The organism is Pseudoalteromonas aquimarina (assembly GCF_049257255.1).
Lineage (GTDB): Bacteria > Pseudomonadota > Gammaproteobacteria > Enterobacterales > Alteromonadaceae > Pseudoalteromonas.
In genome coordinates this window covers 125,308-139,088 of the sequence record NZ_JBMMUG010000008.1, presented here as the reverse complement: position 1 = coordinate 139,088, position 13,781 = coordinate 125,308, and the positions used below count along the sequence as shown (strand labels likewise).

The following is a 13,781-nucleotide window of genomic DNA, read 5'->3' as shown; positions in this document are numbered from 1 at the left end:
AAATGTTAGACTAAAAAAATCACCTAGTGATAATAAGTTTATGATGGATGTAACTATGAACCAATTAACCAAACTGCTACTTGCTTTAAGTGCCCTACTTACCCTGCAAGTAAATGCACTTCAACCACCAACTCAAGAACAACTAAAGCGCTATAAATCTGAAAACTCCTTGAGTAAAAGAGCACAACAAGCAAGAGCTTATGGTAACCACAAACGTTTGCAGCACCTTCCGCAGCTAAAAGCTATGCAAAATCAAACTGTGGAAGCAAATCCATTTGAAGGCTACTTTCCAAGTTTAGGCTCACCAAAAATGTTGGTGTTATTAGTTGAATTCCCAGATTATTTGCACACTGAAAATAACTCTCAAAGTGCTATTTCTAGTAAAATATTTGGTGAAGGTGAATCAACCAGTTTTCCATTTGAAAGCCAACGCGCTTACTACCAACGCGCATCTTATAATCAACTCGATATTCAAGGTAACGTACTGGACTGGTACAAAACCGACTACAACCGCCCAATTGATGATGGCAACAATGCCTATGAAGTAAAACAACAAATTATCAAAGAAGCGATTGAATACCATGATGCACTTGGTCATGACTTTAGTCAGTACGATAACGATGGCGATGGCGATATAGATTACGTTGCAGTTATTTGGACAGGTCCTCCAGGGGAATGGGCAAGCCTTTGGTGGGGCACATTTTCTGGCTTTGGTGATAACTCTTTTACAGTAGATGGTAAAACCATTAGCACCATTTCATGGCAGTGGCTTGCCTACAACGAAGGTGATGCGTTTTCGCCACTGGTGTTAATCCATGAAACTGGCCACGCGCTTGGCTTACCTGACTATTATGACTATGACGACAGCATTGGCCCTCGTGGTGGTACTGGCGGCATGGATATGATGGATAATAATGGCTCTGATCACAGCGCCTTCAGTAAATTTGCGTTAGGTTGGCTAACACCTCAATTTGCCACGACTTCAGTTACGAATTATCAACTATCCCCGACTTCAACAAGTCAAGATGCGCTAATATTACGCACCGATACCACAGCAACAAATAAATATGACGAATATTTTATTGTGCAATATCGTAATAAAACGGGGAACGATGCCAATATCTATGCTGAAGGACTAAATATTTGGCACATCAATGCAGGGCTTAACGACTGGGGTTACTTTGCTAATGATAATAGCTATTCTGACAACAAACTTATCCGCCTAATTCAAGCCGATAACTTAGATGAAATTGAATTACTGAATGCAAATGCTAATGAAAACGATCTTTTTAACACTGGGGATACTTTTTCACCACAATCAATTCCAAGCAGCAAGAATTACTCAACAAAACACACTGGCGTGGATATCAGCAATATCACAATCAATGAATCAGGCGCTAATATTTCGGCTCAAGTTTACCCAAATATTGCTACTATTTCTGTTGATTCAATTGTCGATAAATCGCTGATATCACATAACGCAAAAGCAACTATTAGCAGTGATGATTTAAGCCAAGTTGCACAGGTGGAACTGTTAATTAATGGTGAGTCTAAAACGACTGTGTCTGCGCCATTTGAAATAAATCTAGAGAATTTTATCACGCAAAATGGGCAACTAAATTTACAATTTAATGCCATTACCCCCGATGGCTTCAAAAGTGCTGAGCATTTAAAGGTATTTGCTTATAATGGTGAATCTGCAGGCATGCATTTCCATTTAGATCATGAACTTAATACCGATACCAAGCAAATATACGATAGCCTAACTCTACCAGTGTATTACGCTGACTTTCTTTTCCCATTAACCAGCACCAATTTTAAATTTGTATCAATTGATTTTGGTAATGCTCGCACGCCATGGCAACGATTAGATGATGGAACACTTCAGGCTTATTCTCGGAACAGAGCGGCTTCAAGTAACGAAATTTCTCTTATTGATGATTACACTCGTTTTAATAGCAAAATTATTATTGCTGGAGAAAATGCCTTTAGTTTATCACCAGAATTAAGCTCAACATTAGGTGTGACGGCATTACATAACGAAATATATGTTGAGAAAATAGAGAGTGTTGCCCTCAGTAACGGTCAAAGCATTAACGAAACTATTTATTCACAGAATAGTGTGTCACCACCAGTTTCAGATTTTATTGAAAAAGCTAATTCAACCACTTTTTTAACCGCGACTGGTCAATATTATGATTGGGATGCAGGAGAGTGGAAAACAGAACCAGGTAATTGTGGCTTACAAAGCGTTGTAAATAATGCAAAGCTAATCGTTAATACATGTTCATTAAGTCACTTATCTGCAGGTAGCCAAGCCGCGTTAATATCTCACTATCTTAACTATTTAGAGATAGAAGACACTGTTGATAATAATTTATTGCCTGTTATTCAATTAGAAACAACCCTATATATTGCTGAAGGTGAATTAGTCACCATAAACGCAACTGTGACAGATGCTGACAACGACCCAATAACTCTTTTGTGGGAACAAACATCTGGCACCCAAGTTACGATTGAAAATAACGCTAGCCCATCACTTAGTTTTATAGCACCGCTTGTAAAAGAGGATGAAAGTTTAACATTTTCACTTACTGCAAATGATGGCAAAGGATCAACGAAAGGGTTTGTTACTGTAAACGTTGTAAACATTAATCAACTACCAATAGTCGATGTACAAGATTCGTTAACTGTTTTTGCTAATGAGCAAGTTTCGATTACGGCAGAGATTTCAGATCCTGATGAAGATGCATTTACAATTAACTGGCAACAAATCTCAGGGCCAACTGTGGCTTTAACTGGTGAAAATTCAAATACACTAAGCTTTACTGCACCAGATGTACAAACAACAGCAACACTTGAGTTCATTTTATCTGTCACTGATGGCAAAGGTTCAATAAGTACTTATGTTCAAGTAGTTGTTAAAAAATCTAATACTGCGCCAGAAGTCACCATTGGTGATAACTTAACAGTTTCTGAGGGTGACTCTATTACATTAACTGCCTATGGCACTGACGCTGATGGTGATGAACTAAGCTATCTTTGGCAGCAAACGAGTGGACCCGATGTGACTATTATAGATGCCACATCTTCTTACATAGTTATCACAGCTCCAGAAGTAGATAGCGATCAAGTGATTACCCTTGAAGTGAGCGTATCAGATGCCTTTGAAACGAGCACTGCAAATATACAAATCACGGTTAAGAATAAAATTGAAAATACACCTCCTCCTAATCAAGCATCAAGCTCTTCTGGCGGCAGCGTATTTGCGTTATTAGGTTTACTTACCCTAATAAGTTTACGTAGAAAAATATAAAAAAAGAGCCACATATGTGGCTCTTTTTTTATTCAAACTTAATTAATCGCAGATGTTAATCACGGAAGTTTTTAAACTGAAACGGTTGCCCTAAATCAGCTTCTCTCACAAGTTGCATAATCGCTTGTAAGTCGTCGCGTTTCTTACCAGTAACGCGCACTTCCTCACCTTGTATCGCTGACTGCACTTTTACTTTTGAGTCTTTAATTAGCTTAATAATTTTTTTAGAGATATCTTTTTCAATACCTTGTTTAATAATAACTTGCTGTGAGTAGGTTTTACCTGTGTGAACTACGTCTTTAAGCTCAAAGCTTTTCACATCTAAACCGCGTTTAACTGCTTTAGCAGCAAGAATATCGAACATCTGATTCAGTTGAAAATCAGAGTCCGCTTTCATTGTGATAATTTCTTTAGCGAATTCAAACGAGGCTTCAACCCCTCTAAAATCATAACGTGTGTCCAATTCACGATTTGAATTATCAACCGCGTTTTTTGCTTCAGTCATTTCTACTTCAGAAACGATATCAAATGAAGGCATTATCTATCTCCGTAATTTGCTAATGGTGCGATTATACCAATTCTATTAAATATGTGATCAGATATAGCGCTGGATAAATGAAATACTAACAAGGCAGAATTTATTTTATGTAGTTATTCTACATCGATAAATTATAACGCAGAGAGCATGATATTTAGCCCGCTAGCATAATTAGCTATTTAATTGAATTGGTATTATAAAGCGCATATTTAAACTTACAAATTTTTCATATTGTCGCGCACTTCTATTTGATATACTCGGCTTTCATGTTTTTGAGGAAGTTTCGTGTGAGTCGTCGTATTTATCAGGCGTTATTTGTAGTGATTATTATTGCTTGTAGCCTGCTCTTTTTTAAAGAAGTTAAGTCATCAGTAGCCAGTATTGCGCATATTGATAAACTCGCACATTTTTCCGTATTTTTTGTTTTAACAGGCTTTTTAAAGCGCGCATTTAAAGCGCCAATTTGGTTATACATTCTAATTTTGGCAGCCTATGGCGCAGGCGTAGAATACGTACAAGGTATGATCCCTCATCGCCAAGCCTCTTTTGCTGACTTTGTTGCTGATGTTGCAGGTATTGTGAGTTATTTAGTTGTAAGCCACTTCTGGCATAAACGCTATGAAAAACCAAAACACAGCGAACAAGCCTAAGCTTCATATTGTAGGTCATGGCGCAATTGGTTTATTGCTTGCCTTTTATTTGCGCCAATATTTCGATATTACCCTTATTGTTAGAAACAAAAAAAAGCACAATGAAACTGTGCTTTTTACCGGGCAAAACAATTCACTTTGTGAGTTTACAGTAACTACCGTTACCTTCGATGAAGTAAAGCACATTGAACAACTCATTATTCCAACAAAGTCGCATCAAGTTGATGCTGTTTTAGATTCCCTAAAAAACAAACTAGTTGATACCGCAACGGTTATTCTTTGCCATAATGGTATGCCAAACCTTGCTTTAATAAAGCAAAAGCTTGCTAATCAACAGGTGTTTTTTCTTACCACCAGCATGGCGGCTCTAAAGCACGCAGATTTTACTGTCGAACATACAGGTTTTGGCGCCAGCTTTATTGGCGCGTTAAACAATAATGACCAAAAAACACAAACAATTGAGTACATGTTAAATGCTTTGCCAAATATCACTATCGAGCAAAACATTAACGTACTGCTTTGGCAAAAGCTGATTATTAATATTGCGATAAATCCATTAACTGCTGTGCATCAAGTTAAAAATGGTGCACTTGTAACACCGCAATATGCTAGTGATATATTTGGACTGGTAAATGAAGCGGTGTTTATAGCCAATAAAGAAGGAGTAAAAGTATCACTCAATAGCGCGCTTGAAAGCGCCTACCGTGTGATGCGGGCAACGGCACAAAACTTCTCTTCAATGAATCGCGATGTATTTAAACAGCAGCAAACCGAAATCGACAGTATTTGTGGTTATATCCATAAAAAAGGGGCTGAATATTGCTATCCAACCCCATTTAACTCTCGCTTTTTAACGCTTATTCAGGGCGATACACTTTAACGTTAGTGTAGCCTTCTTCATGTAGAATTAGCGCTTGTAGTTGGCTCATTACGCCTTTTTTACAGTATAAGTAGTACTCTTCACCTTTTGGTAAATCACCAAATTGTGTCGCTAATCTATAAAACGGCAGGTGTTTTACTTCTATACCATCAAGCTCTAACGGGTCGCTGTCTTCCTCTTCAGGCGAACGAATATCAATCACAATCGCACCCTTTGGTAATTCAGCAGCTGATTCAGCTTCTTTAACTTCTTCTTTGGTTTCTGCTTCAATCTCTTTAATACACATAATGCGTGCATTATTTACAACGGTATCAAGCACATCAAAGTCAAAGTTTGCTTCTTCTGCAATGATCTTATCAAGCTTGGCTTTTACCGTTGGCTTTTTAGAAATAACGCCACAAAATTCAGGCATCGCTTCAGCCATTTCTGAGGTGCCAATTTTGCGTGCAATATCGATAATTTCTTGTTTATCGTGTTGAATTAGCGGACGTAAAATTAGCGTTTCAGTTACGCGGTCAATCACGTTTAAGTTTGCTAATGTTTGGCTCGACACCTGACCTAAGCTTTCGCCAGTTACCAATGCATCAATACCCAACTTTTGTGCAATCGTACTACCCGCACGCATCATCATACGTTTAAGTACCACACCCATTTGGCTGTTTTCGATGTTTTCTAGAATTTCAGCAACAACAGGTTCGAAGTCTACTTTAATAAACTTTACACGGTGTGTTGAGCTAAATTGTTTCCACAAATAATAACTTGCCTGTTTAACACCAATCTCGTGTGTTGCACCACCAAGATTAAAGAATAAGAAGTGCGTACGCGCACCTTTACGCATCATTAAGTAGCTTGCAACGCCCGAGTCAAAACCGCCCGACATTAAGCTTAATACATCTTCTTGGGTAGGTAGCGGGAAGCCACCTAAACCTAAATGCGTTTCTTTAATGATGTAAGCAAATTCGTTTTTAACTTCAATTTTTACTGTGATTTCAGGTTTTTGCAGTTTTACCTGAGCGCCTTCAACATTTTGGTTTAAGCCACCACCAACGTAACGCTCAACATCACTTGAAGTAAAGTCATGTTTACCTTGGCGCTTACAGCGAACACAGAAGGTTTTGCCTTTTAAACGCTCATTATTTAGTGTTAATGCAACTTGGTAAATATCATCTAAAGATTCAAAGGTAGTTTCTTGTACTTCAATAAATTGCACAATACCCGGTACGCGCTTTAGAGTATCGATTAAACCAAGGCGAACAGCTTCATCTTGGCTTTTACACATCACTACAATGTTGTCCCAGTTTTGAATTACTTTCGCATCTTCATGAACACGAATAACCATGTTTTTAACATTCGATGCTAAAAGTTTGGTAAAACGTTTGCGAACCGATTTACTTTTAATCGATATTTCAGGGTGTAATTTAACGATAAACTTGAACATACATCATTCTCAAAGCGACAGTGAATTTACTATTATACCAAGACTAAGTAGCTTGTTAAAAGTTTAGTTTACGCAAGCTCGTTATATACTTTAAACGCGATAAGCTATCTAAGAGCTGTTTACATCTGTTAAATCATAATCTTGCAATTCAATTTCGCTTGGTGTTTTATATCCAGTGGCATATTGACCTTTGTTGTCACTGTAGCGAAATGCAGTTGTCTTTACTGGAATAAACCAAGATAGCGTGTGATATGCATAAAAATTGCGAACACATACTTGGCATTGACTGTTAAGGCTTTTAGCATCAAACGTACAATAATTTAGCGCTTCAAAGGACAACACCCTCTAATTTACCAAGGATAGTATTAATGCAAAAACTCACTTTAACGGCTCTTACGGTGGCTGTTTCTTTAGCCTTAACAGGCTGTAATAGCACAACCTCATCAACTTCACAGCAACAAACAAGCGCAGCAATTAATTTGCCGAGTGTTGACGTAAGCTATGACTCTTTCACGCTCGATAACGGCATGAAAGTGATTGTTCACACAGACAAAAAAGCACCGATTGTTGCTGTAAACGTTTGGTATAACGTTGGCTCAAAACATGAAAAGTTAGGCAAAACTGGCTTTGCGCATTTATTTGAACACTTAATGTTTAACGGTAGTGAAAACTATAACGATGAGTATTTTGGTCCATTTGAAAAAGCAGGTGCTACCGAGCAAAACGGTACAACTAACAGCGACCGTACAAACTACTTCCAAAACGTTCCAACAACCGCATTAGATATGGCGCTTTGGATGGAATCTGACCGTATGGGTCATTTACTTGGCGCAATTACTCAAGAAAAACTCGATGAACAACGCGGTGTTGTACAAAATGAAAAACGCCAAGGTGAAGCGCGACCATATGGCAAAATGTGGGGCGCAGTAGCCGAAAACACATTCCCGAAAGGTCACCCTTACTCGTGGTCAGTTATCGGTTCAATGGAAGATTTAAATGCAGCATCACTTGATGATGTGCACCAATGGTTTAAAGACTATTATGGTCCAAATAACGCTGTATTAGTGCTTGCTGGTGATATTGACGTGGCAACAGCTAAAGAAAAAGTTAACAAATACTTTGGTGACATTAAACCGGGTAAACCTGTGGCACAAATCGATACTTGGGTTGCTAAACGCACTGGTACTAAACGCATGACAATGCAAGATCGCGTTCCTAATCCGCGTATTTTAAAAGTGTGGAATACAGCTGAAAAAGGTACCGCAGATAGCGAATACCTATCATTGCTAGCTGATGTATTTGCAGGCGGTAAAAACAGTCGTTTATACAAGCGCCTTGTTTATCAAGAACAAAAAGCATCAATGGCTTTTGCATATAATTATGCTCGCACCATGGCTGGCCAGATAATGATTGGTGTTGATACGCTTCCTGGCGTTGATTTAAACGAAGTTGAAGCGATTATCGATGAAGAACTTACGAAACTCATTAATGAAGGCCCAACAAGCGAAGAGCTAAATCGCATTAAATTCTCAAATGCGGCAAGTTGGGTTAAAAATGTTGAAGGTGTTGGTGGTTTTGGTGGTAAGTCAGACATTCTAGCGTCAGGCATGGTGTATCATGGCGACCCTGTTTTCTATAAAAAGCAGCAGGCAATTCAAAATGCTGCAACCGCCGCAGATATTCAACAAGCGGGTAAAACATGGCTTACTGATGGTGATTTTGTACTGACAATTGAACCATTCGAAAAGCTTTCTCACAGCAATACAAGTGCCGACAGAAGCAAAGTACCGAGTGTTGATTCGTTACCAGAATTAAAACTACCAAAAGTGCAGACCGCACGTTTAGAGAATGGCCTAGAAGTAGTACTTGCTGAGCGCTCTGATACGCCAAGCATCAATATGGAGCTTAAGTTTAACGGTGGTTTTTCATCAACTACCGGAGATAAAGCAGGCCTTGCACTATTTGCCATGAAAATGCTGCGCGAGGGTACCAGTGAGCTATCAAGCTTAGAACTAGCTGCTGAACTTGAAAAAATTGGCGCATCACTTTATTCAGGTGCAAGTTTAGATAATGCTGACTTAAGCTTAAGTGCATTAAAAGTAAACTGGCAACGCAGTGCTGAGCTTTTCTCACAAGCTCTGTTAGATCCTGCATTTAGCGAGCAAGACCTTGAGCGTATTCGTAAGTTAACGCTAGATGGCATTAATAAAGAAAAATCAACACCTATGAGCAATGCGCTACGTGAATTACCACCGCGATTATACGGTGAAAATCACGCTTACGCGCAGCCTTTAACAGGTTCGGGTTATGTTGAAACGGTTAAGTCATTCACTCGTGATGATCTGGTAAACTTCAAAAATACTTGGTTACGTCCAGATAACGCACGTTTAGTTGTAGTTGGTGATATTTCATTGGATGAGCTAACAACAACTCTCAACAAAACGCTGGCAAACTGGCAAGCACCTAACAGTGCAAAGCCTGCGGTTAACTTAGCAAAAGTAACACCTGCAAAAAATGCAAAAGTGTATGTATTAGATAAACCTGATTCACCACAGTCATTAATTGTGGCAGGTTTGCTTGGCCAATCACGCGACGAGCTCGCAAACGATCAAGATATCAAATTAGATATTATGAATACCATCATTGGCGGTTCATTTACCTCACGTATCAATATGAATTTACGTGAAGATAAAGGCTGGTCATATGGCGCTCGCTCAGCACTGCTTAACGTTAAAGGACAATCGCCTTTCTTTGTTTACGCACCGGTGCAAACTGACAAAACCAAAGAATCGATTCAGGAAATTGTTAAAGAGCTTTCCAACTACACAGGCAAAAAGCCTGCAACAGCTGAAGAGCTAAACAAAGTAGTTAGCAATAAAGTTGCTAAGCAACCTGGCCGCTTTGAAAAGAAATGGTCGTTACTTGGTGCATTATCGGATGCATATGCAACAGGTAAAGATGTATCAGACTTAGAGCAATATGGTTCAAAGGTACAAAAAACAACACTTACAGATGTGAAAAAACAGGCTAAAGACCTTATCAAACAAAACCAAATGACGTGGGTTATTGTAGGTGATGTCGCAAAAATTAAAGCCGAGCTTGAATCACTCAACTTAGGTGAAATTGTTTACCTAGAAGATTAATTTATCAAGTAAAACTAAAACTTAAAAAGCCGCAATTACGCGGCTTTTTTATATTTTAAAGTCAACAAACTCACTTATTTGCTAAATTGATTTAGGCGTAAAATCGTGGGTAAATATTCTAAACAGCTTAATGGCAAGTGGGATTGCCACTTGGCCTGACTCAAATTCTTGCATTGCCGATTTTAGTTCACTGTATTTGCTGCTTTTCTCCGTTTCTAGGTTGATCATCCCCATTGTCCATTTGGAAAACACACGTTTATCAACCGGTTCAAAATACAACAAGTTACAATCTTTATGACGCTCATCTTTCATTATTTTTTGATACAAATTATCGATTGCGCTTTGCTCACCCTCAAGTACCTGAAGCAACCAACCACCATTGTAAAAAAGGCAACCTGTAATTCCTTGGCTCTCATTAAATTTACGAGCTACATCTAAAATATCTGCAAAGTCCTGATTGCTTAATGGGCGCGCTTCTCTACTTTGGTAAATTAATTGGTGTTGTGACATAACAAGTTCCATAGCTTTAAGTTCAACTTTAAAATATATAGACCGTTATTCTAAAAAGAGCACTGTTTAATAACAAAAAAGGCCGCAAAGCGACCTTTTACAGTGATTATTTTGAAGGGGTTAGCCTCTGCGCTGACGCAGTACCTCAAATAAACAAATACCGGTTGCCACCGACACATTTAAGCTTGATACCGTTCCCACCATTGGAATTTTTACCAGCTCATCACAATGCTCGCGAGTTAAACGACGCATGCCTGAACCTTCAGCGCCCATTACAATTGCCATTGGGCCTGTTAGTTTTGCATCAAAAACTTCAATATCCGTTTCGCCAGCAGTGCCAACCACCCATACACCCATTTCTTTAATATCACGCAGTGTACGTGCAAGGTTAGTTACTTGCACTAGCGGTACAGTTTCAGCCGCGCCACACGCTACTTTACGCGCAGTACCATTAAGCTTGGCTGATTTATCTTTCGGTACAATAATCGCATCTACACCCGCGGCATCAGCATTACGTAAACAGGCACCTAAGTTATGCGGGTCGGTAACGCCATCAAGTACTAATAAAAACGGCATATCGCTATTGGCGATGATCTGGTCGAGATCTTTCTCGTTGTACTTTTTACCCTCTTTAACGCGGGCAATAATGCCTTGGTGCTGTTCACCTTTGGCTTTATCATCGAGTGCTTTACGCTGCATAAACTGGATAGACACACCAAACTGACGTGCCAAATTAATAATCGGGTTTAAGCGTTTATCTTCACGGCCTTTAAGCGCGTAAATTTCGATAAAGCGCTCAGGTTCGCTGTTTAAGATTGCTTCCACTGAGTGAAAGCCAAAAATTAATTCGTTACTCATTTAATTAGCTCTTTGCACGTTTTCTTGCATTTTTGCCCGGGCGCTTTTTAGCAGCCGAAGCTTTCGATTTAGTTTTGCTGGCAGACTTTTTACCTGCTTTGCTTTTCTTGGTAGGTTTGCCAGATGGCTTGCCCGATGATTTACCATCAGGTTTTGCTCTACCCTTACCTTTGCCTTTATCAGGAATAGCCCCTGCACGCAGTTGGTCGCGCACACTGGTTGCTTCATTGACAGCTTTTTGTGCTCGACGACGTGAATAGCGGTCTTGCCCCGTTTCTTCACCTAGCGTTAAATTAATGCGGCGGTCATCAAGACTTACTGACGCTACCTGCACATCAATTGGGTCACCCATACGGAAAACTTTGCGGCTATTTTCACCAATTAAACAATGCTTTTTACCATCGAAATGATAGTAGTCGTTGCCAAGTGACGTAACATGCACCATACCGTCGATATATAAGTCGTTTAAGCGCACAAATAAGCCAAAGTTCGTTACCGATGAAATCACACCGCTGAATACTTCGCCTACGCGGTCTTGCATAAATTCGCACTTAAGCCAATCAGCTACTTCACGGGTCGCATCGTCAGCGCGACGTTCAGTCATTGAGCACTGTTCACCTAGCTGATCGACCTCATCTTGAATATAGGCATATTCGCCCGAGGTTTTTTGCCCCTGTTCTTTTAAGATTGCTTTAATTGCGCGATGCACAACTAAGTCAGGGTAACGGCGAATTGGCGATGTAAAGTGTGCATAGGCACTTAACGCCAGGCCAAAGTGACCAATATTATCAGCCTGATACACCGCTTGCTTCATTGAACGCAACAACATGGTTTGAATAAGCTCAATTTCAGGGCGTTTTTCTAAACGGTCAAATAGCTCGCCAACCTCTTTTGGTGTTGGCTCTTGCGGCATAGTGACTTCAATACCTAGTTCACCTAAAAACTGGCTAAAGTTCATTAGCTTTTCAGGATCTGGCTCGTCGTGTACACGGTAAAGCGCAGGCGCTTCGTGTTTTTCTAATAATTTTGCGGCTGCAACGTTCGCTAAAATCATGCACTCTTCAATTAGTTTGTGTGCATCGTTGCGGCTAAGTGCCACAATTGATTCGATTTTACGCTGCGCGTTAAAAATAAATTTCGGTTCTTTGGTTTCAAACTCAATAGCACCGCGCTCTAAACGTGCTGCTTTCAGCGTTTTGTACATTAAGTGCAATTCACGAATATGCGGTACCAATGCTGCATTTTCTTCACCTAAGGCATTTTCATCGCCGCCCAGTAACTCACCTACTTTGGTGTAAGTTAAGCGCGCATGCGAATTCATCACAGCTTGGTAAAAACGATAGCCCGACAGTTTACCCGTTTGCGATACAGTCATTTCAGCCACCATGCACAGGCGATCCACCTGTGGATTTAAGCTACATAAGCCATTAGACAGCACTTTTGGTAGCATTGGAATGACTTCTGACGGGAAATAAACCGAGTTACCACGCTGAATTGCTTCACGGTCTAATGGGCTGTTTTTGCTAACATAATGCGATACATCAGCAATCGCGACCCATAAACGCCAGCCGCCTGACTTTTTCGCTTCACAGAACACCGCATCATCAAAATCCCGTGCATCTTCGCCGTCAATAGTTACCAGCGGTAAATGACGTAAATCAATGCGCCCTTCTTTGTCTTTTTCAAGCACTTCATCAGTCAAACCGGCGATTTGCTGCTCAAGGTCTTTTGGCCATTGGTTAGGAATGTCATGGTTGCGCAGTGCTACCTCAATTTCCATGCCCGGCGCCATATGTTCACCAAGTACATCAATCACTTTACCAAGCGCATTCATACGCTTGCTTGGGCGCTGAGTGATTTCAATTTGCACCATTTGGTTATGTTCTGCATTGCCTTCAAAGCCCGGCAAAATCATAATATCTTGGCTAATGCGCGGATCTTCAGGTACTACAACCGCCATGCCGTGTTCACGGAAAAAACGGCCAATAATCGGGGCCCTGTCGCCCTCAAGTACACGCACAATACGCGCATCGCATTTGCCATTTTTACCAAAGCTAGCTGGTTTTGCTAATACGCGGTCACCATGCAGCACTTGCTCCATTTGGTGTTTTGGAATAAACCAATCTTTACCGCCTTCATCAAGCTCTAAAAAGCCAAATCCTTCGCGATGACCAATAACCTTACCTTTTACCAAACCAACTTTATCTGGAATGCAGTAGCATTTTAGTTTATTAAAAAGTAACTGACCGTCACGTTCCATTGCACGTAAACGGCGTTTTAGCGCAATTTGGCGCTCTTCTTCAAATACATTAAGTTCGCCGCATAAATCGGCAAAATTTGCAGGTTTAGTTCGGTTGCTGATGTGGTCAAGAATAAACTCTCGACTAGGTACTGGATTATCGTACTTTTGTTGTTCGCGGTCTAAATAAGGATCTTTTTTTGGCATGA

At 40.0% G+C, this 13,781-nt stretch carries 10 protein-coding genes; 4 read left to right on the top strand and 6 right to left on the bottom strand.

Translation table 11 applies throughout. From position 1 onward, the window contains the following. Window positions 1-55: 55 nt before the first annotated feature. Window positions 56-3,316 carry a M6 family metalloprotease domain-containing protein gene (locus tag AAEU29_RS18700; protein ID WP_421974732.1) on the top strand — a complete coding sequence of 1,087 codons (3,261 nt, stop codon included), beginning with the start codon at window positions 56-58 and terminating at the stop codon, window positions 3,314-3,316. 55 nt (window positions 3,317-3,371) lie between these two features. Here AAEU29_RS18700 and AAEU29_RS18695 read toward each other — a convergent pair whose 3' ends face one another. Beyond that, window positions 3,372-3,854, bottom strand: a complete 483-nt coding sequence (locus AAEU29_RS18695; protein WP_421974731.1) for a YajQ family cyclic di-GMP-binding protein — start codon at window positions 3,852-3,854, stop codon at window positions 3,372-3,374. Window positions 3,855-4,141: 287 nt separating this feature from the next. Between AAEU29_RS18695 and AAEU29_RS18690 the strand changes: the two genes are divergently transcribed. Both AAEU29_RS18690 and AAEU29_RS18685 read left to right on the top strand, forming a co-directional pair. After that, the gene (locus tag AAEU29_RS18690; protein WP_498049602.1) at window positions 4,142-4,504 is read left to right on the top strand and encodes a VanZ family protein; all 363 of its coding nucleotides are present in this window, start codon (window positions 4,142-4,144) and stop codon (window positions 4,502-4,504) included. Beyond that, window positions 4,473-5,384 (top strand): ketopantoate reductase family protein, encoded by a 912-nt coding sequence (locus tag AAEU29_RS18685; RefSeq protein WP_421974729.1) that lies wholly within the window; start codon window positions 4,473-4,475, stop codon window positions 5,382-5,384. The genes AAEU29_RS18690 and AAEU29_RS18685 overlap by 32 nt, the downstream gene beginning before the upstream one ends. On the opposite strand, the gene thiI is transcribed toward AAEU29_RS18685, so the two are convergent. Together thiI and AAEU29_RS18675 are read right to left on the bottom strand one after the other, a co-directional pair. After that, window positions 5,362-6,822, bottom strand: coding sequence for a tRNA uracil 4-sulfurtransferase ThiI (gene thiI / locus AAEU29_RS18680; protein ID WP_421974728.1), 1,461 nt, complete (start codon window positions 6,820-6,822; stop codon window positions 5,362-5,364). The two genes, AAEU29_RS18685 and thiI, sit on opposite strands and share 23 nt — an antisense overlap. Before the next feature lie 108 nt (window positions 6,823-6,930). Further along, the gene (locus tag AAEU29_RS18675; RefSeq protein WP_421974727.1) at window positions 6,931-7,164 is read right to left on the bottom strand and encodes a hypothetical protein; all 234 of its coding nucleotides are present in this window, start codon (window positions 7,162-7,164) and stop codon (window positions 6,931-6,933) included. A 26-nt stretch (window positions 7,165-7,190) separates the two neighbouring features. On the opposite strand from AAEU29_RS18675, the gene AAEU29_RS18670 reads away from it, so the two are divergent. Further along, a complete protein-coding gene (locus AAEU29_RS18670; RefSeq protein WP_421974726.1) occupies window positions 7,191-9,965 on the top strand; it encodes a M16 family metallopeptidase in 2,775 nt (924 codons plus the stop codon). An 81-nt stretch (window positions 9,966-10,046) separates the two neighbouring features. Here AAEU29_RS18670 and AAEU29_RS18665 read toward each other — a convergent pair whose 3' ends face one another. The 3 genes from AAEU29_RS18665 to rnr all read right to left on the bottom strand — a co-directional run bounded on the left by AAEU29_RS18665 (window position 10,047) and on the right by rnr (window position 13,779). Next, on the bottom strand, window positions 10,047-10,475 hold the full coding sequence (locus AAEU29_RS18665) for a BLUF domain-containing protein (RefSeq protein ID WP_421974725.1): 429 nt from the start codon (window positions 10,473-10,475) through the stop codon (window positions 10,047-10,049). Between the two features lie 120 nt (window positions 10,476-10,595). Further along, window positions 10,596-11,333: a 23S rRNA (guanosine(2251)-2'-O)-methyltransferase RlmB gene (gene rlmB / locus AAEU29_RS18660; protein ID WP_421974724.1), complete on the bottom strand. Its 738-nt coding sequence runs from the start codon at window positions 11,331-11,333 to the stop codon at window positions 10,596-10,598. A gap of 4 nt (window positions 11,334-11,337) precedes the next feature. After that, window positions 11,338-13,779 (bottom strand): ribonuclease R, encoded by a 2,442-nt coding sequence (gene rnr, locus AAEU29_RS18655; protein ID WP_421974723.1) that lies wholly within the window; start codon window positions 13,777-13,779, stop codon window positions 11,338-11,340. Between the last annotated feature and the right edge of the window lie 2 nt (window positions 13,780-13,781).

Bases quoted from the DNA above. Each gene is read 5' to 3' on its own strand.
- AAEU29_RS18700 (WP_421974732.1), top strand. From the start codon at position 56: ATGAACCAATTAACCAAACTGCTACTTGCTTTAAGTGCCCTACTTACC.
- AAEU29_RS18665 (WP_421974725.1), bottom strand. From the start codon at position 10,475: ATGTCACAACACCAATTAATTTACCAAAGTAGAGAAGCGCGCCCATTA.
- thiI (WP_421974728.1), bottom strand. From the start codon at position 6,822: ATGTTCAAGTTTATCGTTAAATTACACCCTGAAATATCGATTAAAAGT.
- AAEU29_RS18695 (WP_421974731.1), bottom strand. From the start codon at position 3,854: ATGCCTTCATTTGATATCGTTTCTGAAGTAGAAATGACTGAAGCAAAA.
- AAEU29_RS18670 (WP_421974726.1), top strand. From the start codon at position 7,191: ATGCAAAAACTCACTTTAACGGCTCTTACGGTGGCTGTTTCTTTAGCC.
- AAEU29_RS18685 (WP_421974729.1), top strand. From the start codon at position 4,473: ATGAAAAACCAAAACACAGCGAACAAGCCTAAGCTTCATATTGTAGGT.
- rlmB (WP_421974724.1), bottom strand. From the start codon at position 11,333: ATGAGTAACGAATTAATTTTTGGCTTTCACTCAGTGGAAGCAATCTTA.
- rnr (WP_421974723.1), bottom strand. From the start codon at position 13,779: ATGCCAAAAAAAGATCCTTATTTAGACCGCGAACAACAAAAGTACGAT.